A 22,443-nucleotide genomic window follows, 5' to 3' on the forward strand; every position below is an offset into this window, starting at 1 on the left:
CAACTGGCTGAATACAATGCACTAAAGATACAAAATTGTTGCCTCAGCCGTAGTGGCAGACATAATCGAGCAGTTGATCCACCTCAATCTCGAAGTGCGAGTTGGCCGGCACATAAAAACTTGCTCCGGCCTGGTAGTCATCCCAGCCCTGCTTGTCGGCCAGCTTGACGCGGCAATGGCCCTGCGTGATTTCCATCTGCTCCGGCACCTGGGTGGAAAACCGGTAGCTGCCCGGCAGTATCACGCCCAGCGTCTTCATCTCGCCATCGGCGGTGATGATAGAGCGGCTCGTGACCTTGCCGTCAAAATAGACGTTGGCCTTCCTGTGGATTTCTGCGTTCTTGAAGCTCACTTCCCATCCCTCAGACGGCGCGCAATACGCATGCGCAACGCGTTCAGCTTGATAAAGCCTCCTGCATCGGCCTGATTATAAGCACCGGCATCCTCCTCGAAGGTGGCGATGCCGGGATCAAACAGGCTGTCGGTAGCGGATTTCCGGCCAACAGCGCTGACACTGCCCTTGTAGAGCTTCATGCGCACCACACCGTTGACGGTCGCCTGTGAGGCATCGATCATCTGCTGCAGCAGCACACGCTCGGGGCTCCACCAGTAGCCATTGTAGATCAGGCTGGCATAGCGCGGCATCATCTCGTCCTTGAGGTGGGCGACCTCGCGATCCAGGGTGATGGACTCAATGGCGCGATGCGCCTTGAGCATGATGGTGCCACCCGGAGTTTCATAGCAGCCCCGCGACTTCATGCCGACGTAGCGGTTCTCAACCACATCCAGCCTGCCGATGCCGTTCTCGCCACCGATGCGGTTCAGCGTCTCCAGCACCTTGGCCGGCGTCATCGCTACACCATCAATAGCGGCAATATCACCCTTGGCATAAGTCATCTCAAGATACGTCGGCTTGTCGGGCGCCTTTTCCGGCGCCACCGTCCAGCGCCACATGCCCTCTTCCGCCTCCGTCCATGGATCCTCCAGTATGTCGCCTTCATAGGAGATGTGCAGCAGGTTGGCATCCATCGAATACGGCGATTTTTTGCCGCGCTTCATCTCGACCGGAATGGCATGCTGCTCGGCATAGGCCAGCAGCTTCTCACGCGAGGTCAGATCCCACTCGCGCCACGGTGCAATAACATGCACATCGGGCTTGAGCGCGTAATAACCCAGCTCAAACCGTACCTGGTCATTGCCCTTGCCCGTCGCGCCGTGTGACACTGCGTCAGCGCCGGTTTCATTGGCAATCTCGATCTGGCGTTTGGCGATCAACGGCCGTGCGATGGAGGTGCCCAGCAGATACTCACCCTCATAGATCGCATTGGCGCGAAACATGGGAAACACGAAGTCGCGCGCGAACTCCTCGCGCAAGTCGTCGATATATATTTCCTTCACCCCTGCGCTCTTGGCCTTGGCACGCGCTGGCTCGACCTCTTCGCCCTGCCCGATGTCGGCGGTGAAGGTCACTACCTCACAGCGGTAATTCTCCTGTAGCCATTTGAGGATAACGGAAGTATCAAGCCCCCCGGAGTAGGCGAGCACAACTTTTTTAATTTCAGACATTTAAACTCCAAATGTAGGGCGGGTTAGCGTAGCGTAATCCGCCAGCGATTGATGGGTTACGGCGCTACGCGCCTCACCCACCCTGCTCGCCTACAATCCAACGCAAAGACGCCAAGGCGCAAACACAGAGAACGCAAGCAATTATTGACAAGATACCACGTCATCTTACGGTAACTCAGCATCGCACATGAAACTTTGGTTCTTAACCTACATTAATACTTTGCGTCTTGGCGTCTTCGCGTTGGATTTTTCTATTTCGCAGTTGCCACCGCGGCCGTACGCCTCAGGCGCGATAACAAGCGCCTTGCCATGTCGCCGAACAGTTCGGTTTGCGTGGGATGCGGATGAATCGCGTGCGCCACCTGTTCCAGCGTCATGTCGCCCGCCACCATCATCACCGCTTCGCCAATTAACGTATCGGCGTGGTCGGCGAGAAAATGTACGCCGATGATGCGGTGTGTCTTCTTGTCCGCGACCAGCTTGATCAGGCCCAGCGTCTCATTGGTGATCATGGCCTTGGCATCGATACTCATGGGTACCTTAACTTCGACTGCGTCGATATTTTTGGCCTTGGCCTGCTCCACTGACAGGCCGACAAACGCGGCCTGAGGACGGGTGAAGATCACTCCGCAATCCTTGTCCTGCTGGTACTGTGCCGCATCTTCACCGACGATGTTCGCCGCCGCCACCCGTCCCTGCGTGCCTGCAGTGTGAGCGAGCATGTAACCGCCAACCACGTCACCCACTGCGAAGATGTGCGGCACACTGGTACGACCGCGCGTATCGGCCTTGATGACGCCCTTCTCCACAACGACACCAGCCTGCTCCAGCTTGAGCGGTTCCAGCAGCGGGCGTTTGCCGGTGGCCATCAACACGTAGTCGCAGGCCAGCGTGTGGACTTTATCATCTGCATCGGTGAAGCCCAGCTTCATTGCGCCGGGCTTACCCTTGATGTCTTGCACCTTGGCGGAGACCTGTACCGTGAGATGCGGATCCTTGCTCAGAATCTCGGCGAGATTTTTGGCGATTTCCGGTTCGACCTCGGCCAACAGGCGCGGCTGCCCTTCGAGCAGTGTGACCTGTGTGCCGAAATCCTGAAAAATCTGCGCCATCTCGACACCAATGGCGCCGCCGCCAACGATGGCCAGTTTTTTCGGCGCCTGCTTCAACGTCCACACCGTGTCGGAGGTCAGCACACCCCCATTTTCAAGGCCTGCATCCGCGCCGGGTATCGGCGGCACAAACGGCGGTGCGCCAGCGGCGATCACCGCGCAGCCGAAGGTGATGCGTTCGCCCCTGGATCCGTCGCCCTGCGGCGTGCGCGGGTGCGGGTCACTGCTGTTGGCCGAGGTATCGACAAACAGACGGTGGTCAGTTTCAAAACTGGCAAAACCCTGAATGAGCTTGACCTTGACCCCGGTGTCGGTCTTTTTTGCCATCTCGCCACGGGTTTCCAGGATGCTACGCCGGGTTTTTTCCAGCTCGGCGAAATTCAGTTTGCCACCGGTGGTGCCCTCCACACCGAGGTGCGTGTCGTGGGCACGGTCGCGCAGGCGATCCGCTGCCGCACGCCAGGCCTTGGACGGAATACAGCCGCGCCACAGGCATTCGCCGCCGGGCAACGGTGCATCATTGATCATGGCGACCTTGATGCCATGCTCCGCCAGCTCGCGGGCACAGTCTTCGCCACCCGGTCCGCCGCCGATAACAACCACGTCATAATCCCATTTACCTTCAGGTATTGCAGGGCCCAGTGCTCCCATCCAGGTCTCCGGTTGTTCGATATGGCTTTTCAGGGTATTGAGAAACAGCGCCACTTCGGCCCCACTCACCACACGATGATCGGCGGTAATGGTAAGCGGCATGCCTTGTTCCTGCGTGGTGGCAATGGCCAGGATAGCGGCCGTGCCGGGGGTGGGTATGGCGTCGAAATAGCTCACACCCAGCATGCCCATGTTGGAGATCATGAAGGTGGGGTTGGCATATTCTTCCGGCTTCAGGCGCCGCACACGCGCCCGTTCGACCAGATCCTTCCATGCCGTATTTAATTCATCAAGATTACGCGACTCGCAGTGCCGCAACACCGGCACTACCAGACCACCACCCTCGGCCGAAACCGCGATGCCGATATCGACATCGTCACGCTCGACCAGCTTGTCCACCGGCTGATAGGCCCAGTTGATAGTCGGGTGCTTCTTGATCGCTTCGGCACAGGCCTTGGCAATCAATACGGTCAGCGACACCCCTTTACGCTTGGCCGCCTTGGCCAACTGCTCCGGACGGGCATTGACCGTCACATGGAAGGTTGGCATGGTCAGTGCCGCCGTCATGGAATGGCTTACCGCGCGCTCCATCGCCGTCATCGCGCGACCGTGCCCCGGCACCTGCACCTCGGGCATGGTATGGGCGGGAATATGCTGGGCCACTTCGCTCGGGCGCTCCAGCGGCTGGGCGCGCCGAATATCTTGCGCGGTAATGACGCCCTCCGGGCCGGTGCCCTTGAGCGTGTTCAGATTCACATGCAGCTCAGCGGCAAGCTTGCGCGCCTGCGGCGTAGCCTGCTTGTTATCAGGCCGGGGCGCGTGCGCTGCCGCCTCCGCACCCATCGCCGGTGCCCTGTGCCCAGGCGCGGGATGGGCCTCGGCCAAACGGTGGCGCTGTTCCTGTGCCGAGGGGCTGGTCACATTATCCACCGCGCCCTTGCCGACCACGGCGAGATTGCTGCGCACCACCTCATCCGCCTTATCCACCAGATAGGCCAGCGCGCCGCCAACCGCCACCACACTGTCTACGGGCGCAACCGGGCCAGACAGAAATCCGGCACGGAACACCTCAACATCCATAATCGCCTTGTCGGTCTCGACCTGGGCCACCACAGCGCCACGCTCAATCCTGTCGCCGGGCTGCATGCTCCAACCCACCACCACACCCTCAGTCATGGTGTCGGAGAGCTGTGGCATCTTGATCACATGCGTTGCGGCCACCGGGGCATCCGTCTTGGCGGGTTGCCCCGCTGCCGGCGGCTTACTGGCGGGCGGCTCTGCATCAGGCGTTGACGCAGCAGGTGTTGACGCAGCAGGTGTTGACGCGGCAGCTGCGGGCGCGGGTTGCGGTACTGCGGCGCTGTCGGGCTGCACCTCGGCGGCGGTAGCGGCCAGATAGGCAATCACCGCACCCACCGCCACCACACTGTCCGGAGCGGCACGCGGGCCAGACAGAAATCCATCCCGAAACACTTCCACATCCATGATGGCCTTGTCGGTTTCCACCGTCGCCACCACGTCGTTGCGTTTGACCTTGTCGCCGATATTCTTCTCCCAGCTCACCACGACACCTTCAGTCATGGTGTCGGAAAGCTGGGGCATTTTTATTGGGTAGGATTCAGACATGGGCGGTAATTTAAAGCCTTTTTAGTTGAGGCACCCCAAATAAAGGAACCTCTGATGTATTCAGAGGTTCCTTGTGGTGCATGGATGCACCGCCATTCATCAACCCCTCCCCAAACAGGGAGGGATATCTATTCACTCCTTACAGCTTTCCGCACAATTTGAGCACGGCATTCACCACATCCTGCACGTTCGGAATAGCGGCCTTCTCCAGCGTGTGGTTATAAGGTATAGGCACATTGACAGCCGAGACCCTGACCGGCGCGGCGTCCAGCTCGAAGAAGCACTCCTCGTTGATGATCGCCATGATTTCCGCACCCACGCCTACGGCGGGCTCGGCCTCTTCCACGATCATGGCCTTGTGGGTTTTCGCAACCGAGGCCTTGATGCCTTCTCGATCCAGCGGCGAAAGCGCATACAAATCGATCACCTCGGCATCGATGCCGTGCTGGCTGGACAATATTTCGGCCGCCTTCAGACACCAGTGTACCGAGATGTTATAGCCAAACAGGCTGACGTCACGTCCGGCGCGGGCCACCTCGGAGCCTTCCAACGGGTGGAAATACTCACCATCCGGCACCGGCCCCTTCATGTTGTACATGAGTTCGTGCTCATTGATGAACACGGGGTCGTTGCAACGCAGCGCGGATTTGATCATTCCGTAGGCCTGCCGCGGACTCGAGGGCGTCACCACCCGCAGGCCGGCGATGCCCATGAACACCTTCTCCATGCGCGCCGAGTGCTGTGCGCCCAGCTGGTGCGCGGTGCCGCCCGGCGAACGTATCACCACCGGCGCCGTGAGCTGTCCGCCCGACATGTAGCGCACCTTGGCGGCGGAATTCGCAATTTGATCCAGCGCCAGCCAGGCAAAATTCACCGACATGATTTCGATGATGGGACGCACACCGGCAAATGAAGCGCCAATACCCAACCCGGTATAACCGTTTTCTGAAATGGGGGTGTCCATCACGCGCTCGGGACCGAACTTGTCATACAGGCCCTGGGTGGCCTTGTAGGTGCCGCCCACCACGCCGATGTCCTCGCCCATCGCGATCACCAGCGGGTCGCGCGTCATCTCTTCATCGTGCGCGCGGCGGATGGCCTCCCAGTACATGATGTCCTTGCTGCCACCTTTGGGCGCAGGCTTGCCGCCTACCCACGGATCGTTTTCGGCCAGCACATACTTTTCCAGCTCTTCTTTTTTCGGCTCCGGCGATTCTTCAGCGAATTTGATAATGTCGTCTTCAATATGCTTGATGATCTCGTCATCCAGCGCCTGATAGTCCTTGTCCGTGTACTGCTTGTCCGCGATCAGGCGGTCACGCAACAGAATGATCGGGTCGCGCTTGTTCCAGGCGCGCTCCTCATCCTTGACGCGGTAGGCGTTGGAGTCGGACATGGAATGTCCACGATAGCGGTAGGTCATTAACTCCAGAAAATACGGGCCGTTGCCGCCGCGCACATGATCTACGGCCTGCCTGGCTGCTGCGTAGACCACCTCGATATCCTGGCCATCCACCTGCTGGGCGGGAATGTTGTAGGCCGCCGCACGCTTGTACTGGTCGAGCACCGCAGTCGAGCGTTCGATGCGCGTGCCGATACCGTACAGGTTGTTTTCACACACGAACAACACGGGCAGGTTCCACACCTTCGCCATGTTAAGCGTCTCATGGAAAGTGCCCTGATTGTTGGCGGCATCGCCGAGGAAACAAATCGCAATCTCGTCGCCGCCCTTGAGCTTGATCGCCTTCGCCATGCCCGCCGCGAGCGGGAACGGCCCACCTACCAGCGCGTAGCCGCCCATGAAGTGGTGCTTGGTGTCGAAAATGTGCATGGAACCGCCGCGGCCTTTGCACACGCCGGTCTCCTTGCCGAACAGTTCCGCCATCACGGCCTTGGGGTCAGCACCACACTTGATGGCATGCACGTGGTCGCGATAACCGGTAATGACGTAATCATGGCCGGGGCGCGCGGCCTCCAGCACACCGTGCGCACACGCCTCCTGACCAGGGTAGAGATGCAGGAAACCGCCAATCTTGCGTTCCACATACGCCTCGTAGCAGCGTTCTTCGAAACGGCGCGCAAACAGCATCTCGCGCAACAGGCGTTTCTTGTCGGCAACACCAAGCACGGGCGTCACGTCCTCCGCTGAACTGATGGCTTTTGTGATAGGCATGGCGCAGGATATCCCCAAGGTTGGTAACCGGGCTATGATCGGTGTTTTAAACCGGGAGGTCAAGGGAAACCCCTCCTCCAACTCTTTGATTGAGAACCATAATGAACAGCAAAGTCAAGATAAAACAACATGCTAAGGCCATCACCCGCATAGGCAGTACGGACAGCCTGATTGTCGTGCTGCCCACGAGCCGCGACAAAAACCACTGGCCGCTATTTCCCCACAGTGACGTGTTGCGAAAACGCCTCGCACGCCGCGCAGAACACGATTGCACACGCATACCCTTCAGCACAGATTTACCCGATGCTGCCGGCACGCCTGTGGCGCTCGCTACTGTGGACGAAACCAGCAGCAGCTTTGAACTGCTGACGCTGGCGCGCAAGCTGGTAGCAGCAGCCATGGCACCCAACCCACGCACCCTCACCCTGTGTCTGGCGGGACTGAGTGCCCTGCTCGCCGCCCGCGTGGCAGAAGCGCTGGTTGCGGCGCTGCTGGCCGCCAGCCAGCCCCTGCCCCACTTCAAAAGCAAAAAGGACAAACCGGTCAAGCTCGCGTTGCTCGATCTATACGGCGTGCAGAAAAAACTCGCGCTCAGCCGCACCTTTGCCGAGGCAGAGGGCAACAATCTCGCCCGCTCCCTCACCGCGCTGCCGCCGAACGAATTGACACCCGGCCTGTATCGCCAGCGCATCGCTGCGCTCGCCCGTGAGCACGGCTGGCGCATGCAGTTTCTCGACATCAAAAAACTCAAGCGCCTTAAGGCCGGTGCGTTTCTCGCCGTCGCGCAAGGCAGCAGCGTGCCGGACGCCGGCATTGTACATCTGCGTTACCAGCCCGCGCGCACGCGCAAACCGTCCGTCGCATTGGTCGGCAAAGGCGTCTGCTTCGACACCGGCGGCACCAACCTCAAACCCGCCAAGCACATGTACGGCATGCACGAGGACATGGAAGGCAGCGCGGTCGCGCTTGGCACATTGCTCGCGCTCACCGCGCTTAAAGTCGATTTCCCGGTGGACTGCTGGCTCGCACTGGTGCAAAACCACATCGGCCCCAACGCCTACAAACAAAACGACGTGGTACGCGCCTGCAACGGCACCAGCATCGAAGTCGTACACACTGACGCCGAAGGCCGCATGATACTCGCCGACACACTCGCCCTCGCCTGCAAACGCAAACCCGCGCTCATGATCGACTACGCCACCCTCACCGGCGCGTGCGTCTATGCGCTGGGCACGGCTTACAGCGGCGCCTTCACCAATCGCCCGCAATGGAACTCCACCCTCATCGAAGCCGGACGCGCCAGCGGCGAACGCGTGTGGCCGTTCCCCATGGACGCAGACTACGACACGCAACTCGAAAGCAAGATCGCCGACATCAAACAGTGCAGCACGGAAGGCGAAGCCGATCACATCCTCGCCGCGCGATTTTTAAACCGGTTTGTGGAAAAAGACATCCCTTGGGTGCATGTGGATTTATCGAGCGGTAACCATAAAGGCGGCCTCGCCCACATCCCGACCGACATCACCGGCTTCGGCGTGCGCCTTACGCTCAATTTATTACTGGAACAAAACGTGTTGACTCGCCCACGCGGCAAGTCATGATAATTAATATATGAACGATGCGCGGGAAGGAGACTCGTTTTGCTGGATTTCGTCGTTGCCTCTCGGCAACCATTGGCCATGTCACTGTTGGTGGTTGAAGTCATGTCTTGCCCCCTGATGAGGTCCCTGTCCTTTGGCATCCCGCAGACGCCGCCGCAGGAGCGGCGTTAGCCTCGATGCGCCGCAAGACGTGCTCAAATCGGGGCAAGGGCGCCCCTCCCAAAGCGCTGTCCAACACCAACAAATAACGATGAAAGAGCCTTAAAATTTGAACGTGTAACGCACATAGAAATCGACGTCCTCGCGTTTGTACAAACTGCCGACGCGCTGATGAATATCCTCACGATTCCGGACGCGCGCCTCTAATGCCTGTTCCTTGTCGATGGCCCATTTGTAGCGCAACTCGACGAGATTGGCATTGGGGCCGAAATCCGGAGACAACAGCCAGCCATCGCCCGCACGGCCGAACACAAGCCCTACGCTGTGCCGTGGAACAATATCGATAAAATTGAACGTGATCTGTGCCGCGAGTCCATCGGCGTCACCTGACGTACCGGTTCTCACCACGCTGCGTTGAGGGGTGTTCGGGGCGTAACCTGCTTCGCCGGCCAGCATGAACTTCATGCTGCCACGCATCGGCCACTGCCCAGCGAGTCGGCCGACCAAGCCCCAGTAGTCCTCAACTGGCCCCACACCGACACCGCTGCTGTGCAGGGCATCCGGCAACCAGGTGATATCCACCGCGCGCTGAATGAGCGGTCCGGCTTTTTGTGTGTTTTCAAGGCCGACAAAATAGGACACGCGACTGCCGTCGCCCCTGAAATCAAGCGGTGCATGCCGTACCTGGGTTGCACCTTCACTGTCGTTGTACTGGGCAATCGCAGTCGTGGCCCAGCCGCTCACGGACGTGTGCTTGACCTGAACACCATCGGTCCAGGTGATGTCGGTGTTCGGGCTGTCATTCCGATCCAGCGATTTCTTGGCCACGCCAGCGAGTTCGGCCTTGCTCTGGAAGCGGCCAAGGCGCACTTGCCATGCCGTGTCCGGACGATATTCAACATAGGCCTCGTCCAGCGTGGAATCGCCGCGGCGCAAGCCGTCATCAGCCGGGATGCTGCTGAAAATCTCGAAGTGCAACGCGTTGCGATCATCCGTGGAATAACGCCCGGCGAAGCGAACCTGTGCCAGCCATTGCTCGTTGAATTTGGCGCTGACCCCAGGGCGCACGCGCAACCGAAATTCGTCGGTTGTGTCTTCCGTGCCGTTACGGTCGTCGCGGTGCAGCGAGAAAAATCCCGTTCGCACATCGCCGTTCACAGAGAATTCAACGGCCGCAGCCGGGCCAGCCAAAGCCAGGCACCAAACCGAGAACACCGGACTTCCCCATTTCTTAAAACAAAACATGATGGCTCTTTAATCATTCCGATAGTGTATAAGAAGTATAAAGGCCATTTTCCCCGAAAACCATCGACCATTTTCCGGGTTCAGACGCCCGTGATCACGCTTATGCTTGTGTGATCAATGGGGTCAGGCTGAGGCATACCCGATTCCACGGACATGTGGTTAGGGGGCAATAGATTTTTCTTCATACTGCATCGGACTCACGTAACCGAGTGTTTCGCGTAGCCGTTCCCGATTATAAAACACTTCAATCCACTCGAAGAGGGCGCTTCTTGCCTCGGCCCGGGTCTTGAAGTCACAGCCCCAGACCAGCTCATTCTTGAGGCCAGAGAAGAAGCTCTCGGCCACGGCATTGTCGTAGCAATCGCCCTTCCTGCTCATACTCATACTGGGGATCATGTGGTGGGCCTTCAGTATGGCGCGATAGCTTACGCTGGCGTACAGGATGCCTTGGTCGGTGTGGTGGATGAGGCCGGGCTTGGGATTGCGCCGCGCGATGGCCATGACCAAGGCATCGTTGGCGAGTGGCCGGTTCTGGCGATCACTCATGGCCCAGCCCACCACCTTGCGCGAGTAGAGATCGAGCAGTACCGCAAGATGCAGCCAGCCTTCGCGGGTCGGGATGAAGGTGATGTCGCCGACCCATATGCGATTGGGCCGGTCCACAGTGAAGTGGCGATCCAGCAGATTCGGTGCGGCCGGATCACTGTTGCGGGCCGCATACGACAGACGGAAGCGGCGCGCCCATTTGGGCACGATACCGTGGAGGCTGCGCAACCGCGCCACACGATTATGGCCGTACATCTGGCCTTCTGCCCGGAGTGCCCGCACCGTCTTGACCACGCCATAGGCCTCACGTGCGCGGGCATGGACGGTTTGGATGCGCGTGAGCACATCACGGTTTTCCAATGTCCGCGTGCAGGCGAGCCGCCCTTGCCAAGCGTAGTAACCACTGCGGGAGACCTCGAGCGCCCGACACAGCGCAGTGATACGGTGAGCTCGCGCGTGCTCCTCGATGAACTGATATCTCACGACGATTCCCGCGCAAAGTACACGGCCGACTTTTTTAAAATGATATTCTCTTCCCTGAGGCGTGCGTTTTCGCGCTGAAGCTTCACGAACTCCGCCTCCCGGCCAGCGCGGCGACCGTGGCCAGGAAACACCTGCTCCCCACCTTTGGCCTGCAACTGCTCTTTCCACTTGTAGATCTGGTTGCGTCGAATTCCGAGTTCGCGGGCAAGGTCGGCGGCAGGCTTATCGCCGCGTTCCAATAATCGCACCGCTTCCAGCTTGAATTCCTTGGGGAAACAACGGACGCTTCTTCATCGGACATCCTCCTTCTGGCATTATGTGCCTATCTGGGTGTCCGTGAAACTAGGTATACCTCAGGCTGACCCTGTTATTCTTGTGTGGATTTATCGAGCGGTAACCATAAAGGCGGCCTCGCCCACATCCCGACCGACATCACCGGCTTCGGCGTGCGCCTTACGCTCAATTTATTACTGGAACAAAACGTGTTGACTCGCCCACGCGGCAAGTCAAGATAATGGGATATATGTAGGTCGGATCAAGCATAGCGGAGACGACAAAGCAACGTCGGATCCGCTATGCTTGATCCGACCTACACACTGAGAAATAACGAAAGAAAGTCGTTCTGCCTATCTGGGTCGAGGTAACGCGGCGTGACGTACATGATTACAGCCCAAGCCTCGCCGACAAGGTCGCGTTGCAGTGGTCGGATGGAATCAAGCAAGTCGCGGGGGCGCTTGCGTCAGAGGTGCTGGCTAACCCCGGATGGGCTTGTTTGAAAAGGGAGACCTCATGTTCAACCCATATGCGATCATTCTCGGCCTCTTCATCATCGCCGGTTTTATTGTTACCCTGTGGGGCTGGTTCATCATTGCCAAGGCACGAAAAACGCGGCGCTGGCCCATGGTTGAAGGCGTCATTGAACAGTCCGCGCCCACGTCAGAAGCCGACGGCCTGCCGCCGCACCTCCTGTTCAGCTACACGGTGGCCACGCACACTTATCAGCGCGCATTGGAGTTTCCAGGCGGCGCCAACTCCTCGCCGGAACTCGCTGTAGGCTATGCCGGGAAATACCCCGTCGGCGCCAAAGTCCCCGTATATTACAACCCCGATCAGCCTGATCAGGCCACACTTGAGCCTGGTCTGGCCCGTGGCGACTGGATGATGCTCGCCATGGGAATCACCGCCATGATCTTTGGGATATTCGCCCTGTTTTTCGGCAACTATACATAGCACAAGGGCGCAATAACCAAAGGGCATTGCGCCGCATGTGTACCGGCCAATCATCCGGTGCAATGCGCTGCGCTTATTGCACCCTTGTGCTATTTGCCGCCCACCCTTTGTCGTAGACTACATCGCAACACAGGAGGCCATCATGGGACGAGCGCTACACGCACTCGGTATAGACAGCATGAGCGTCGAAGATCGAATTGAACTGGCACAGGATTTTTGGATTCGGTCGCCATTGAAGCTGGGCTATTGCCACCCAGCCCGGCAGAAAAGGCCGAGCTCGACCGTCGCCTCGCCGAGGATAATGCTGCGCCGAACAACGCCATCTCCTGGGAAACCATCAAGACTGAAGCCCAAGCACGCTGGCAACGCTAGTGCCCAGTGTCATTGAACCGGCACTCTGCGGCTTTCAGGCCGCAGAGTGGACAAGGAGATCAGGAGGGCGCCCGCCCGCCAGCCATGCCTTCCATTCCTGAAACAGCCGTTCATCCAGCGCCGCCACTACCGAGGACGGCTGTAAGTCCGCGCAGCAGACCGGCGTACCGTTTAACGTAAGCGCAAAACCGCCTGTCTCACTCAGAATCAGGCTGCCCGCCGCGTAATCCCACAGCTTCTGCCCGCCGTGCATATACACATGGAAGCGCCCGGCAGCAAGCCAGCACCATTCCAGCGCAACGGAACCAAAGTTGCGCTGTGACAGATACGGCGGCGTGCGTGCCAGGCGCTCGGCCAGCGGGGCGGTCAGCCGCTTGAAGTCCACCACTGCCACGCACTGCCGCAAACTGCGTTGCTCCGGTTGCGGCGTCAGGCGCTCGCCGTTCAGCCACACACCCTGCCCCTTGCACGCGCTGAACATCTCATCCCGTATCGGGTCGTAGATGATGGCCGCACGCGCTTCACCTGCCACCAGCAGGGCGAGTGATACGGCAAAAAACGGAATGCCGGCGGCGAAATTTGTGGTGCCGTCCAGTGGGTCGAGACACCACAATCCGGTTTCCGCGTGTTGCATCAGTTGCTGCTGCTGCTCGGCCGCCATCTCCTCGCTGAGGAAGGCATAGCCGGGCCAGCGCCGGGCCAGCTCGCTTTCCAGACGGTGGTGCAAGGCAAAGTCCGCCTCCGTCACGGTACTGCCATCCGCCTTTTCGTGGCGCAGGCATACGGTAAAACGGGGCAGCAGTTCCTCGCGTGCGGCGCGGCTGACGATGTCACGTAACCGGGCAAGCTCGTCCAGGGAAAAATTTATTTCATTTTTTGCAGTCATGTGTGTTACAGCCCTGCTAAACTGAACTTGTGCTGATTTCGCGTAGCATACAGTGTCCTTACTGCGGCGAGCGGTTTACAGTCGAAATTGATACTTCGGCCGGAGCTCAGGAAACTATTGAGGATTGTCATGTGTGCTGTCGCCCGATAAATTTTCATATAGAAGTGGATTATGCGGGAAAACTCCTTGGCGTGAAAACCCTGCGTGATGACGACTAGCCTTACACTCACCCGTCCCGACGACTGGCATGTGCATCTGCGTGATGGGGCCGCGCTGGCAACTGCGTTGCCGCATACCGCCCAGCGCTTCGCGCGCGCCATCGTCATGCCCAACCTCAAACCCCCGGTAACGACCACCGCGCAGGCATTAGCCTACCGCACGCGTATCCTTGATCTGCTGCCCCATAACTCAAACTTTGAGCCACTGATGACGCTATACCTCACCGACAACACATCGGCTGAGGAAGTCGCCCGGGCCAAGGCCAGCCAGATAACCGCCGTCAAATATTATCCGGCAGGCGCGACAACCAATTCCGAGTCGGGTGTCACTGCGCTGGACAAGACCTACACAGCACTCGCCGCCATGGAGGAGCACGACCTGCCGCTGCTGCTGCACGGCGAAGTCACCGGCAACGATGTGGACGTGTTCGACCGGGAAAAAACCTTTATTGACCGCTACCTGCGCGGCCTGATCGAGCGCTTCCCCCGGCTACGCATCGTGCTGGAACACATCACCACCCAGTACGCGGTCGAATTTGTGCGCGCCGCGCCAGCCACGGTGGGCGCGACGATCACCGCGCACCATATACTGCTCAACCGCAACGCGATGTTTGAGGGTGGAATACGCCCCCATTATTACTGCCTCCCAGTACTGAAGCGGGAAGAACACCGTGCAGCAGTTTTGAGCGCAGCCATCAGCGGTAACCCGAAGTTCTTCCTCGGCACAGACAGCGCACCGCACCCACAAACCGCCAAGGAGTCTGGCTGCGGTTGTGCCGGAATCTATTCAGCACACGCTGGCATTGAACTCTACGCCGAAGCATTCGCCCAAGCTGGCGCGCTGGACAAACTGGAGGGTTTCGCCAGCTTTTTCGGTGCAGACTTCTACCAGTTACCGCGCAACCAGGAAAAAATCACGCTACTCAAGAAAAAGTGGACGGTACCACTGAGTTACGCTGCCGGCACGGACTCCATTGTGCCGTTGCGTGCCGGACAAGCCATGGCCTGGAGCTTGAGCCCGGCTTAATACACTACGGAAATACTGTATCCACGCTGCTGCAACAGCCGCAGCACGCCCTGCTCGCCCGGCAAGTGCAGGGCGCCGATAGCAACAAAGGCATTACCCTCCTGCAAGCGCGGCATCATGCGCTCTGCCATGCGCACGTTGCGCTCATATATCAATCGGCGTTCAACCTCTGCAACCAGGCGCGGGTTTTCCAAGCGGCTCGACTCCTCGTCACTCAGTTGTTGCATACCCGCCAGATCACGTGCCAGATAGCGCTCTATCACTTGCTGCAAGTCGCGCTTCAATTGTGCGTGGTTCTCAACCGCCTCTTCCAGCAAAACGATCTGATCCTGCAGGGCAATTTCGTCAAACACCTTGAGTTGCTCGTCGATGGTTTCCAGACCATGCACTCGCTTGCCTTGTTGCACGGCATTGGCCTGCAGCATCCTGTCGAGGAAAAGCCCGGTCTCCGGCTTGGGCAGGCTGAGCGTGGTGAATACCACCCACGGCTTCATCCGCAGCACGACTTCGGGCGGCGTACCATACTCCAGCATCAGGCTGCTTGTACGCGTAAACAGCGCCTGACCCAGAAGGGTTCTTAAATCCTGCCTGATGGGCAGGAACATCCGGCCTGCCATCTGTTGGGTAACGCTGTCATCCAGCAGCACTTCCATGGCAAAACTGTCCGCACCATCAAAGGCCTGCTGTACTACCGCTGGCACGTTCAGTACGCGCGGATCCTCGGAATGGACAGTCCCAAACAGATAGCTCGGTCTGACGCCCGGCCGCTCTATCTTCCACAGCAGCCCGTGGGTAAAGGCTGCCGCAACCACCGGCGCAGCCTGGGGTAAGGCCGCATGCAGGACAGGCGCGGTGAGCGGCGCCCACAGCAGCGCCAGCGCCAACAGCCATTTGTGGATGTATTTCATGGGGGATGGCAGCGGGCAGGTAACTCGCCCGCTGCCGCAGGCACCAGACTAGTGGTTGTCAGCCTGGGCTGAACGCTGGCGGGCCTCGTCGACCATCTTCTGCAACTCACCACTCTGGTACAGATCCAGCGTGATGTCGCAGCCGCCCACCAGTTCGCCATTGATATAAACCTGCGGGAACGTAGGCCAGTTGGCGTAACGCGGGAGATTCTGGAAGATTTCCGGGTCTTCCAGCACATTGACATGCGCAAACTCGGCACCCGTCGCCTTGAGCGCCTGCGCGGTGCGGGAGGAGAAGCCACACTGAGGCATCTGCGGCGAACCCTTCATGAAAACAATAATGGGGTTGTTTTCCACCTGCTGTTTGATTCTTTCCATCACATCCATAGCGTTACCTCGCAAACATTGATACTGGCCGCCTATTATACCAGACCCGGCCGCTGCCCCCGTAACCCCACAGCCGCTAATTCCGGGTTCCTTTTGTGGGCTTTCGATACGGCCCGCCTGCTCCTATAATGCAGTGATGGCACTCAATGACATCCCCATAGCCACCCCCCAGCGCGACCCGCTGCCCCCCGCGCAGGTAGAACTCATCAAAAACAGCTTTGATGTGGAGGACACGGTCTTTCATGGCCTCATGGCACTGGGTGTACTGAAGGAAATCGGCATAAAATCCAACGGTGCACAACACAAGCGCTGGTTCCAGTTCATGCAGCGCACCGGGCGCTTCAGCGAGGCCCCGGACTATGCAGTCTGGACAGCGGATGAATTCATGGAATATACCGGTATCATTCTGGCGATGAGTGACCCGGCACACCCCCTCTATGATTACGCAGCACAGGGCGTGGCAGCGATTCAGGAATTTTCTGAGCAACAGGTACACGACTACGAACACCTGATTAACGTCGGCGCCAGCACCAACCGCCCGCCGTACACAACAATAAGGATATAACCATGTCAGGTAACAGCTTCGGCAAATTATTTGTAATCACCACGTTTGGTGAAAGCCATGGCCCCGCCCTCGGCTGTATCGTGGACGGCTGCCCACCCGGCATGGCACTGGCGGAGAGCGACATCCAGCCCGACCTCGACCGGCGCAAGCCGGGGCAGTCACGCCATGTCAGTCAGCGGCGCGAAGATGATCAGGTACAAATCCTGTCTGGCGTGTTCGAGGGTAAAACCACCGGCACACCGATCGGCCTGCTGATACACAACACCGACCAGCGCCCCAAGGACTACTCCAATATCGGCCAGACCTTCCGCCCCGGGCACGCCGATTACACTTACACCCAGAAATACGGCTTCCGCGACTATCGCGGCGGTGGCCGCTCTTCGGCGCGTGAAACAGCGATGCGGGTTGCAGCGGGCGCCATTGCCCGCAAGTATCTGCTGGAGCAGCATGGCATTGTGATTCGTGGTTATCTGGCGCAACTCGGCCCGATCAAGATAGATACCCTGGACTGGCGCGAAGTGCACAACAATCCGTTTTTCTGCCCGGACAAAGACAAGGTAGCCGAGATCGAAAATTACATGGATCGTCTGCGCAAAGAAGGTGACTCCATCGGTGCACGCATCAACATCGTGGCCAGCCCTATGCCCGTGGGTCTGGGCGAGCCCATCTTCGACCGCCTCGACGCCGATATTGCACACGCCATGATGAGTATCAACGCCGTCAAGGGCGTGGAAATCGGTGCCGGCTTTGCCAGCGTCGAGCAGAAAGGCACCGTACACCGTGATGAGATCACACCCACCGGCTTCCTCGGCAACAACGCAGGCGGCATTCTCGGCGGCATTTCGTCGGGACAGGATATTCTGGTCAGCATTGCGCTCAAACCTACCTCCAGTCTGCGACTGCCCGCACACAGCATCAACCTGCAGGGCGAGGCGATGGAGATGGTCACCCATGGCCGCCACGACCCCTGCGTCGGCATCCGCGCCACACCGATTGCCGAGGCGATGCTGGCGCTGACGTTGATGGATCATGTACTGCGTGATCGCGCACAGAACAAGGATGTAGCACGTACCACACCGGTGCTGCCGGGGAGCACACCCGCCTGAGGCAATCCGGCGCAGCGTGTCCGCCGCACTGCGTCCAGCACAGCCCGGTTTTGCGCGCCAATACTCTTTGGCGCCCACTCCGGCCATCATTGATACGCAACAGCGCTGAAATAATGACAACGTCGCCCGCTCCTATGCCTGTTACTTGCACACCATAACTGTCTCCATGCCCTACTGGCGCTTATCCGGTTTCTACCTGTTTTACTTCGCCGTGCTGGGTGCGCTGGTGCCTTATTGGGGCCTGTATCTCCAGTCGATCGGTTTCAACGCCGTGGAGATCGGTCACCTGATGGCGCTGCTCATGATCTCGCGCATCGTCGCACCCAATGTCTGGGCCTGGATTGCCGACCACCGCGAGAGCCGCATGCGCATGGTGCGGCTCACCACGTTCCTCACCATTGTCACCTTTGCCGGGGTCTTTCTCGGCACCAGCTTCTGGTGGCTGGGTCTGGTGATGCTGGTCTTCAGCTTCTTCTGGAACGCCTCATTGCCGCTGCTGGAAGTCACCACCATGCGTCACCTCGGCGGCCATGCGGGCGGTTACAGCCGGGTGCGCTTGTGGGGCTCAATCGGTTTTATCGTCAGCGTGTCGGCACTGGGGCCGGTCATCGACAGTTACGGCCCGTGGTGGATATTACCCAGCCTGCTCGCACTCATGATCGGTATCTGGGCGTTCGGCATGGCGCTGCCGGAGACCGAAGTGCGCGGCACCGTGGAACACCCGGCACCGTTTCTGAAAACCATGCTGCGCCCGGAAGTGGCGCTGTTCCTGCTGGCCTGTTTTCTGATGCAGGCCAGCCACGGCCCTTACTACACATTTTACTCCATTTATCTGGTTGACCACGGCCACAGCAAGACAGTCATCGGCCTGCTGTGGGCGTTTGCCGTGCTGTGCGAGATCGGCGTGTTTCTGCTGATGCAGCGCCTCATGCAACGTGTTTCGCTGCGCCTGATACTGATGGGGAGTTTTGCGCTGGCCACCCTGCGCTGGCTGCTGATCGGACAGTTTCCCGACAGCCTGCCGCTGCTGGTCATTGCCCAGACACTGCACGCCGCCACCTTCGGCGCCTTTCATGCCGCCGGCATGCAGGTGGTGTACCGCTTCTTCACCGGCAGCCACCAGTTTCGCGGCCAGGCCGTCTACAGCAGCGTGAGCTTCGGCGGCGGCGGCGCGATCGGCAGCCTGTACAGCGGTTATCTGTGGGAATCCGCAGGGCCGGGATTTACCTTCTTCATTGCCGCACTGCTGAGCCTGGGCGCATTCCTGATCGCGTGGCGCTTGTTGCGCGAGCACGTTTAGACTGCACTATTTCACGCCGGGCCTAATCGGCGTAAAATGTGCTGCTGTTCTCTGAAGCAGCGCGTCACCCACTTATGATCGGAAGAACCCTCTACGACAAACTCTGGGACGCCCATGTAGTGCGCGCCGAGTCCGATGGCACGGCATTGCTCTATATCGATCGTCACCTGGTGCATGAAGTCACCTCGCCGCAGGCCTTCGAAGGCCTGCGCCTGGCCGGTCGCAAACCGTGGCGCACCTCGAGCATTCTTGCCGTGCCCGACCATAACGTACCCACCATCGGACTGGAGCAGGGCGTGACCGATCCCGTGTCGCGCCTCCAGATCGAAACGCTGGACGACAACTGTGCCGAGTATGGTATTACCGAATTCAAGATGAATGACATGCGCCAGGGCATTGTGCATGTGATCGGCCCGGAACAGGGCGCTACCCTGCCCGGCATGACGGTGGTGTGCGGTGATTCCCACACCTCCACCCACGGTGCGTTTGCCGCGCTGGCGCAAGGTATCGGCACCTCCGAAGTGGAGCATGTGCTCGCCACCCAGTGCCTGCTGCAAAAAAAGGCCAAGAACATGCGCATCACTGTGGACGGTGCGCTCAGCCCCGGCCTCACCGCCAAGGACATCGTGCTCGCCATCATCGGCAAGATCGGCACCGCCGGGGCCACCGGCTACGCCATCGAATACGCGGGCAGTGCCATTCGCGCGCTCTCCATGGAAGGCCGCATGACGGTGTGCAACATGAGCATTGAGGCGGGCGCGCGCTGCGGCATGGTGGCAGTGGACGACACCACGCTCGCCTACCTGGAAGGCCGCCCCTACGCGCCCAAAGATGCATTGTGGCAGAAGGCCGTGAGCGCATGGTGCACATTAAATAGTGACGCCGATGCACGCTTTGACAAAGAGGTACAGCTCGATGCCGCGGCCATCACGCCACAAGTCACCTGGGGCACCTCGCCTGAGATGGTCACCACCATTGATGGCTATGTGCCCGACCCGGCCCAGATAGCCGACAGCGTAAAGCGTGGCGACATGGAGCGGGCGCTTAAATACATGGGTCTGACGCCCGGCACAGCCATCACCGACATCGCGCTCGACAAGATCTTCATCGGCTCCTGCACCAACGCGCGCATCGAAGACTTGCGCGCCGCCGCCGCTGTGGTGCGCGGCAAAAAGGTGGCGAGCAATATCAAACTCGCCATGGTCGTGCCCGGTTCCGGCCTGGTGAAGCAGCAGGCGGAAAAAGAAGGCCTCGACAAAATTTTTATTGCGGCCGGCTTCCAGTGGCGCGCACCCGGCTGTTCCATGTGCCTCGCCATGAATGCAGATCGTCTGGAGCCGGGCGAGCGCTGCGCCTCGACCTCGAACCGCAATTTTGAAGGCCGTCAGGGCCAGGGCGGTCGCACGCACCTGGTCAGTCCGGCGATGGCTGCTGCCGCTGCCGTGGCCGGACATTTTTCCGATATCCGCTAGTACGCTAACCAACGATGCAAAAATTCACCACACTGACGGGTATCGTCGCGCCACTGGATCGCACCAACGTCGACACCGATGCCATCATTCCAAAACAGTTTCTGAAGTCCATCAAGCGCACCGGCTTCGGCCCGAACCTGTTTGATGAATGGCGTTATCTCGATCACGGCGAACCGGGCCGGGATAACAGCGGGCGCCCGCTTAACCCGGACTTCGTACTCAATCAACCCCGCTATCAGGGCGCACGTGTCTTGCTGGCGCGCGACAACTTTGGCTGCGGCTCATCCCGTGAACACGCACCGTGGGCGCTGGAAGATTACGGCTTTAGCGCACTGATTGCGCCTAGCTATGCCGATATCTTTTACAACAACTGCTTCAAGAATGGCTTGTTGCCGATCGTGCTCGACAGTGCGATCGTCGATCGCTTGTTCAAGGAAGTAGAGGCCACACCGGGCTATACCCTCACTATTGATCTGGCCACGCAGCGTATCACGACACCCACGGGCGACAGCCTGCCGTTTGAGGTCGAGGTGTTTCGCAAGCATTGCTTGTTAAACGGCCTGGATGACATCGGTCTTACCTTGCAACATACGGACGATATCAAGCGCTACGAGGCGCAACGCCGCACTGAAGCTCCCTGGCTGTTTACCTGAAGGGTATCTTAGAACATGACAAAAAAAATCGCGGTACTCCCCGGCGATGGTATCGGCGCAGAAATTATCGCCGAAGCAGTCAAGCTGCTCGACTGCCTGCGCAGCAACTTCGGCCTCGACATCGACATGGAACAGGCACTGGTGGGTGGTGCGGCCATCGACGCTACCGGCCAGCCCCTGCCAGACCAGACCTTGGCGCTTGCCCGGCAAGCCGATGCGGTGCTGCTGGGTGCGGTAGGCGGGCCGAAGTGGGAAACACTCGACATTGCCGTGCGCCCCGAAAAAGGTCTGCTGGGACTGCGCAAGGAATTAAACTTGTTCGCCAATCTGCGGCCTGCCATTTTGTATCCGCAGCTCGCCTCCGCCTCCACACTCAAGCCCGAGGTCGTGGCCGGACTCGACATCATGATCGTGCGCGAACTCACTGGCGATATTTACTTCGGCCAGCCACGCGGCGTGCACACGCTCGCGCATGGTGAGCGCGAGGGCTTTAACACCATGCGCTACAGCGAGTCCGAGATTGAGCGCATCGGTCGGGTGGCATTTGATATCGCGAACAAGCGTAATAAAAAACTCTGCTCGGTGGACAAGGCCAATGTGCTTGAATGCACTGAACTCTGGCGCGAGATCATGACCGGGCTCGCCAAGGATTATCCTGACGTTGCACTCAGCCACATGTACGTGGACAACGCCGCGATGCAACTGGTGCGTGCGCCCAAGCAGTTTGATGTCATGGTCACCGGCAATATCTTCGGCGACATTCTGTCTGACGAGGCCTCGATGCTCACCGGCTCCATCGGCATGCTGCCGTCGGCCTCGCTCGATGCCAACGGCAAGGGCATGTACGAACCGATACATGGCTCAGCACCGGACATCGCGGGTAAGGACATCGCCAACCCGCTCGCCACCCTGCTGTCAGTGGCGATGATGTTGCGCTACACTTTGCAGGAGCCGGAACTCGCCGCACGCGTAGAACGCGCCGTCAGCGATGTGCTGGACCAGAATTACCGCACCGCCGATATCTACACCGAGGGTATGCGGAAGGTGGGCAGCCGGGAAATGGGCGACGCAGTGCTGGCGGCACTGCAACGTTGAAGCGCCTTACTGCTGAACACAGCCTTCATATACTTACCAGCCAAACAGGAACAATACAGCCC

General features: G+C 59.3%; 21 protein-coding genes and 1 pseudogene. 12 read left to right on the forward strand and 10 right to left on the reverse strand.

Annotated elements, in window-relative coordinates; translation table 11 throughout:
* Positions 1-43: 43 nt before the first annotated feature.
* The 4 genes from Q8L89_03920 to pdhA all read right to left on the reverse strand — a co-directional run bounded on the left by Q8L89_03920 (position 44) and on the right by pdhA (position 7,128).
* On the reverse strand, positions 44-352 hold the full coding sequence (locus Q8L89_03920; GenBank protein ID MDP1708194.1) for a pyrimidine/purine nucleoside phosphorylase: 309 nt from the start codon (positions 350-352) through the stop codon (positions 44-46).
* Complete coding sequence (locus tag Q8L89_03925; protein ID MDP1708195.1) at positions 349-1,566, reverse strand: argininosuccinate synthase; 1,218 nt, start codon at positions 1,564-1,566, stop codon at positions 349-351. Before Q8L89_03925 ends, Q8L89_03920 begins: the two co-directional genes overlap by 4 nt.
* A gap of 251 nt (positions 1,567-1,817) precedes the next feature.
* Entirely contained in the window at positions 1,818-4,955 is a 3,138-nt protein-coding gene (locus tag Q8L89_03930; GenBank protein ID MDP1708196.1) for an FAD-dependent oxidoreductase, read from the reverse strand.
* 139 nt (positions 4,956-5,094) lie between these two features.
* Positions 5,095-7,128 (reverse strand): pyruvate dehydrogenase (acetyl-transferring) E1 component subunit alpha, encoded by a 2,034-nt coding sequence (gene pdhA / locus Q8L89_03935; protein ID MDP1708197.1) that lies wholly within the window; start codon positions 7,126-7,128, stop codon positions 5,095-5,097.
* A 101-nt stretch (positions 7,129-7,229) separates the two neighbouring features.
* On the opposite strand from pdhA, the gene Q8L89_03940 reads away from it, so the two are divergent.
* Complete coding sequence (locus tag Q8L89_03940) at positions 7,230-8,729, forward strand: leucyl aminopeptidase family protein (protein MDP1708198.1); 1,500 nt, start codon at positions 7,230-7,232, stop codon at positions 8,727-8,729.
* Positions 8,730-8,990: 261 nt separating this feature from the next.
* Here Q8L89_03940 and Q8L89_03945 read toward each other — a convergent pair whose 3' ends face one another.
* The 3 genes and pseudogenes from Q8L89_03945 to Q8L89_03955 form a co-directional block, all read right to left on the reverse strand.
* Positions 8,991-10,133 (reverse strand): hypothetical protein, encoded by a 1,143-nt coding sequence (locus tag Q8L89_03945; protein MDP1708199.1) that lies wholly within the window; start codon positions 10,131-10,133, stop codon positions 8,991-8,993.
* 159 nt (positions 10,134-10,292) lie between these two features.
* Positions 10,293-11,162 carry an IS3 family transposase gene (locus tag Q8L89_03950; protein ID MDP1708200.1) on the reverse strand — a complete coding sequence of 290 codons (870 nt, stop codon included), beginning with the start codon at positions 11,160-11,162 and terminating at the stop codon, positions 10,293-10,295.
* Positions 11,159-11,431: pseudogene (locus Q8L89_03955) on the reverse strand (transposase). Before Q8L89_03955 ends, Q8L89_03950 begins: the two are co-directional and overlap by 4 nt.
* A gap of 108 nt (positions 11,432-11,539) precedes the next feature.
* On the opposite strand from Q8L89_03955, the gene Q8L89_03960 reads away from it, so the two are divergent.
* From Q8L89_03960 to Q8L89_03970, 3 genes are all read left to right on the forward strand, one after another.
* The gene (locus tag Q8L89_03960; protein MDP1708201.1) at positions 11,540-11,677 is read left to right on the forward strand and encodes a hypothetical protein; all 138 of its coding nucleotides are present in this window, start codon (positions 11,540-11,542) and stop codon (positions 11,675-11,677) included.
* Positions 11,678-11,951: 274 nt separating this feature from the next.
* Positions 11,952-12,392 carry a DUF3592 domain-containing protein gene (locus tag Q8L89_03965; protein MDP1708202.1) on the forward strand — a complete coding sequence of 147 codons (441 nt, stop codon included), beginning with the start codon at positions 11,952-11,954 and terminating at the stop codon, positions 12,390-12,392.
* A 216-nt stretch (positions 12,393-12,608) separates the two neighbouring features.
* Positions 12,609-12,764, forward strand: a complete 156-nt coding sequence (locus tag Q8L89_03970) for an addiction module protein (GenBank protein MDP1708203.1) — start codon at positions 12,609-12,611, stop codon at positions 12,762-12,764.
* Positions 12,765-12,798: 34 nt separating this feature from the next.
* Here the strand turns inward: Q8L89_03970 and Q8L89_03975 are convergent, their stop codons facing one another.
* Positions 12,799-13,650 (reverse strand): inositol monophosphatase, encoded by an 852-nt coding sequence (locus Q8L89_03975; protein ID MDP1708204.1) that lies wholly within the window; start codon positions 13,648-13,650, stop codon positions 12,799-12,801.
* 32 nt (positions 13,651-13,682) lie between these two features.
* Between Q8L89_03975 and Q8L89_03980 the strand changes: the two genes are divergently transcribed.
* Together Q8L89_03980 and pyrC are read left to right on the forward strand one after the other, a co-directional pair.
* Entirely contained in the window at positions 13,683-13,868 is a 186-nt protein-coding gene (locus tag Q8L89_03980; GenBank protein MDP1708205.1) for a CPXCG motif-containing cysteine-rich protein, read from the forward strand.
* Positions 13,858-14,895 (forward strand): dihydroorotase, encoded by a 1,038-nt coding sequence (gene pyrC, locus Q8L89_03985; protein ID MDP1708206.1) that lies wholly within the window; start codon positions 13,858-13,860, stop codon positions 14,893-14,895. The genes Q8L89_03980 and pyrC overlap by 11 nt, the downstream gene beginning before the upstream one ends.
* On the opposite strand, the gene Q8L89_03990 is transcribed toward pyrC, so the two are convergent.
* Positions 14,892-15,803 carry a TraB/GumN family protein gene (locus tag Q8L89_03990; protein ID MDP1708207.1) on the reverse strand — a complete coding sequence of 304 codons (912 nt, stop codon included), beginning with the start codon at positions 15,801-15,803 and terminating at the stop codon, positions 14,892-14,894. The two genes, pyrC and Q8L89_03990, sit on opposite strands and share 4 nt — an antisense overlap.
* A gap of 48 nt (positions 15,804-15,851) precedes the next feature.
* Positions 15,852-16,190 (reverse strand): Grx4 family monothiol glutaredoxin, encoded by a 339-nt coding sequence (gene grxD, locus Q8L89_03995; protein ID MDP1708208.1) that lies wholly within the window; start codon positions 16,188-16,190, stop codon positions 15,852-15,854.
* Positions 16,191-16,326: 136 nt separating this feature from the next.
* Here grxD and Q8L89_04000 point away from each other — a divergent pair, with 136 nt between their 5' ends.
* The 6 genes from Q8L89_04000 to leuB all read left to right on the forward strand — a co-directional run bounded on the left by Q8L89_04000 (position 16,327) and on the right by leuB (position 22,381).
* Complete coding sequence (locus Q8L89_04000) at positions 16,327-16,755, forward strand: hypothetical protein (protein MDP1708209.1); 429 nt, start codon at positions 16,327-16,329, stop codon at positions 16,753-16,755.
* A gap of 2 nt (positions 16,756-16,757) precedes the next feature.
* Positions 16,758-17,861, forward strand: a complete 1,104-nt coding sequence (gene aroC, locus Q8L89_04005; protein ID MDP1708210.1) for a chorismate synthase — start codon at positions 16,758-16,760, stop codon at positions 17,859-17,861.
* Between the two features lie 166 nt (positions 17,862-18,027).
* Entirely contained in the window at positions 18,028-19,161 is a 1,134-nt protein-coding gene (locus Q8L89_04010; protein ID MDP1708211.1) for an MFS transporter, read from the forward strand.
* A 74-nt stretch (positions 19,162-19,235) separates the two neighbouring features.
* Positions 19,236-20,633, forward strand: a complete 1,398-nt coding sequence (gene leuC / locus Q8L89_04015; protein MDP1708212.1) for a 3-isopropylmalate dehydratase large subunit — start codon at positions 19,236-19,238, stop codon at positions 20,631-20,633.
* Between the two features lie 14 nt (positions 20,634-20,647).
* Positions 20,648-21,286, forward strand: a complete 639-nt coding sequence (gene leuD, locus Q8L89_04020; protein MDP1708213.1) for a 3-isopropylmalate dehydratase small subunit — start codon at positions 20,648-20,650, stop codon at positions 21,284-21,286.
* A gap of 15 nt (positions 21,287-21,301) precedes the next feature.
* On the forward strand, positions 21,302-22,381 hold the full coding sequence (leuB, locus tag Q8L89_04025) for a 3-isopropylmalate dehydrogenase (GenBank protein MDP1708214.1): 1,080 nt from the start codon (positions 21,302-21,304) through the stop codon (positions 22,379-22,381).
* Positions 22,382-22,443 lie beyond the last annotated feature (62 nt).

It is taken from the genome of Gammaproteobacteria bacterium, assembly GCA_030680605.1.
In the GTDB taxonomy this organism is placed as follows: domain Bacteria; phylum Pseudomonadota; class Gammaproteobacteria; order SURF-13; family SURF-13; genus JAQBXX01.

What these genes read in the sequence shown, in the direction of transcription:
- Q8L89_03925 (MDP1708195.1), bottom strand. Translation starts at nt 1,566, where the DNA reads ATGTCTGAAATTAAAAAAGTTGTGCTCGCCTACTCCGGGGGGCTTGAT.
- Q8L89_03930 (MDP1708196.1), bottom strand. Translation starts at nt 4,955, where the DNA reads ATGTCTGAATCCTACCCAATAAAAATGCCCCAGCTTTCCGACACCATG.
- pdhA (MDP1708197.1), bottom strand. Translation starts at nt 7,128, where the DNA reads ATGCCTATCACAAAAGCCATCAGTTCAGCGGAGGACGTGACGCCCGTG.
- Q8L89_03940 (MDP1708198.1), top strand. Translation starts at nt 7,230, where the DNA reads ATGAACAGCAAAGTCAAGATAAAACAACATGCTAAGGCCATCACCCGC.
- Q8L89_03945 (MDP1708199.1), bottom strand. Translation starts at nt 10,133, where the DNA reads ATGTTTTGTTTTAAGAAATGGGGAAGTCCGGTGTTCTCGGTTTGGTGC.
- Q8L89_03965 (MDP1708202.1), top strand. Translation starts at nt 11,952, where the DNA reads ATGTTCAACCCATATGCGATCATTCTCGGCCTCTTCATCATCGCCGGT.
- Q8L89_03975 (MDP1708204.1), bottom strand. Translation starts at nt 13,650, where the DNA reads ATGACTGCAAAAAATGAAATAAATTTTTCCCTGGACGAGCTTGCCCGG.
- pyrC (MDP1708206.1), top strand. Translation starts at nt 13,858, where the DNA reads ATGACGACTAGCCTTACACTCACCCGTCCCGACGACTGGCATGTGCAT.
- Q8L89_03990 (MDP1708207.1), bottom strand. Translation starts at nt 15,803, where the DNA reads ATGAAATACATCCACAAATGGCTGTTGGCGCTGGCGCTGCTGTGGGCG.
- grxD (MDP1708208.1), bottom strand. Translation starts at nt 16,190, where the DNA reads ATGGATGTGATGGAAAGAATCAAACAGCAGGTGGAAAACAACCCCATT.
- Q8L89_04000 (MDP1708209.1), top strand. Translation starts at nt 16,327, where the DNA reads ATGGCACTCAATGACATCCCCATAGCCACCCCCCAGCGCGACCCGCTG.
- aroC (MDP1708210.1), top strand. Translation starts at nt 16,758, where the DNA reads ATGTCAGGTAACAGCTTCGGCAAATTATTTGTAATCACCACGTTTGGT.
- Q8L89_04010 (MDP1708211.1), top strand. Translation starts at nt 18,028, where the DNA reads ATGCCCTACTGGCGCTTATCCGGTTTCTACCTGTTTTACTTCGCCGTG.
- leuC (MDP1708212.1), top strand. Translation starts at nt 19,236, where the DNA reads ATGATCGGAAGAACCCTCTACGACAAACTCTGGGACGCCCATGTAGTG.
- leuD (MDP1708213.1), top strand. Translation starts at nt 20,648, where the DNA reads ATGCAAAAATTCACCACACTGACGGGTATCGTCGCGCCACTGGATCGC.
- leuB (MDP1708214.1), top strand. Translation starts at nt 21,302, where the DNA reads ATGACAAAAAAAATCGCGGTACTCCCCGGCGATGGTATCGGCGCAGAA.